Annotated in this window: 1 protein-coding gene and 1 pseudogene; one reads left to right on the forward strand and one right to left on the reverse strand. The window is 53.9% G+C overall.

All coding sequences use genetic code 11. From position 1 onward, the window contains the following. Window positions 1–128: 128 nt before the first annotated feature. A pseudogene (locus tag SxD43FB_RS23395) lies at window positions 129–449 on the forward strand (transposase); the annotation flags it as partial. 505 nt (window positions 450–954) lie between these two features. Here SxD43FB_RS23395 and SxD43FB_RS25030 read toward each other — a convergent pair. Beyond that, on the reverse strand, window positions 955–1,929 hold the full coding sequence (locus tag SxD43FB_RS25030; protein ID WP_176482910.1) for a hypothetical protein: 975 nt from the start codon (window positions 1,927–1,929) through the stop codon (window positions 955–957). Window positions 1,930–2,134 lie beyond the last annotated feature (205 nt).

Consider the following 2,134-nt stretch of genomic DNA (forward strand, 5'->3'; position numbering starts at 1 on the left):
GCTCTTCGGCCCTATCGGGCACATCCCGCCCGCTGAGGCCGAAGACAATTACTATGCAGCCCTCGAGAACCTCGATATGGCTGCATAGCCAAATGAAAACTGCCTCCTGAAAACCCGGGGCGCTTCAGTTTGACAATCGCCGACAGGTCGCGTCCTACGCAGGGCTTGCGCCTTCACACTGGCAAAGTGGCAAGGTCGATCACGACCAGGGCGTGTCCAGGGCGGGCAACCCAAGATTGCGCACGACTCTGATCCAGCTGGCCTGGCTGTGGGTGCGCCATCAGCCCTCCTCGGCACTCACAGGTTGGTTCAAGGCCCGTGTGGCCCAGAACGGCGGTCGTCTGAAGAAAACGACAATCGTTGCGCTCGCCCGCAAGCTGCTGGTGGCGCTCTGGAAATACGTCAATGCTGGTGTGGTTATCGAAGGGACCGTCGTAAAGGCAGCCTGACGCCGCACCAGATCTGAAGGATCTTCCGGAACCCGATCAGTCCCGGTAGATGCAGGGCAGACGAACCGAATGAGCCGATGGCATCAACTGCCGATTTCCCAGAATGGCTTCGTCGACCCTGAGCTCTTGCCCGCCGCAAGCGGGATCATGGTGCAGCGCCTTACATCGCTGACCGCATATAAGTTGGATAGGGCTCGGCAACGACCCGCGTCACGCAACTGAGCTCAGGCCCTGAATCGCATACAGCACAGGAAGGTACCCCAATTTGTCGCCTTGATCATCGCCACTCTTGCCAATCCTCATATAAGGGCTCATGAAAGGGATTGGAAATCCACGCCGATGAAGCGATTGCTCCAGCGACACGTTAATAGGATAAGGACCGAGGCTGGGACTTTTCAGCCGTTCCCTTGGCCGTGGGTGAATGACGTGTTTCGTCTAAACTGGTCGTTCGCGACGCGTCGATCATCCACTAAGTTACGAAAGTATTTAGCGTGTCCTTGAACGCTTAACGACGATCGCGATCATACCAGATCCAACGTGATGCCCCAACGAGAGAGAGAGCAACCGCGAACGCTGCAATGTCGAACACCTTTATCTTGGCTCCAAATGTTTTAAGCCAGGATCCAGGTTGGTTCCAGCCGGACCGAGACAGGTCGAGAGCGACCTGTTTGATCCATAATTCAAGGTCAGCATTCACCCGGTCGAAATAATAATTGAGCATCGGAAATACAATCAGGACCCCCACAAACCAAATTCCGACAATCAGTGCGCTACGCAATAGGTTTCTCAGGCGTTCCTCAGATCTAAAATATCTTGCCGTTCTTTCTTTTATTGCTGGGCTAAATTCAACGAATGCGTCGATGACGTCATCAGGCGCAGCATTTGGAATGCGCATGGTCGTTACTACGATTTCACCGCCGAGAGCGCCAACCGACCTAGTCAGCGCCACGGGTCTTCCGAAAATCAAAGCTTCGCACCGTTCCTTGAAACTAAGATTTGCAGGCCATCTGCCTTGTCGCATCATTAGTGGTATCCAGCCGCGCTCCCACGAGACAAAATTCCCCCATGAATATGCGCTTGGATTTCGCGCGAAGCTGCTCTCATTGGTCTTGTCGAATCGTGGAAAGACTATGTGTTCGAACGGTTGATAAACGGAGGTGAGCGAATCATAATGCCCGTGAATTTCACGATTTAACGGATGCTTCCTGCGACGGCGATTGATAAGAACCGTCTCTGCCTTGTCTTCCCACGACCTTACTCTACCGTAGGGGGACACCCGAACCGATCCTGCTCCTAAAATGGCATCATAGCATTGCTGGGAAGGGAAGCCTGCGGTCGCTTGAATCTCGATAACAATACGCGCGCCCCCGTTTGCCCAACGCACAATCTCATCTCGCCCTCTCGTCTCAAAATAATTGAGGGTCAAATCCGCACCAAAGGCAAAATCGCCATTTGCCACGTCCCAGTTGAGAATGATCACATCATACCCATCGAGGCGCGGCTGGCGGCGCTGTACCTCGTCAGTACTCACGTTCGCTTCTTTGGCCGAAAAAACCTTAGAGCCCGATCCGAAACTAAGTTGAGTGGTATCAGCGGGTTAGCTTGACGCTTGCCGCAGTCGTTGATTCAGGGGTTTTGCAACAAACTTCCGGAGATCAACGATGTGGACCGATACCACTCGGGCG

The organism is Sphingobium sp. D43FB, assembly GCF_002312805.1.
Lineage (GTDB): Bacteria > Pseudomonadota > Alphaproteobacteria > Sphingomonadales > Sphingomonadaceae > Sphingobium.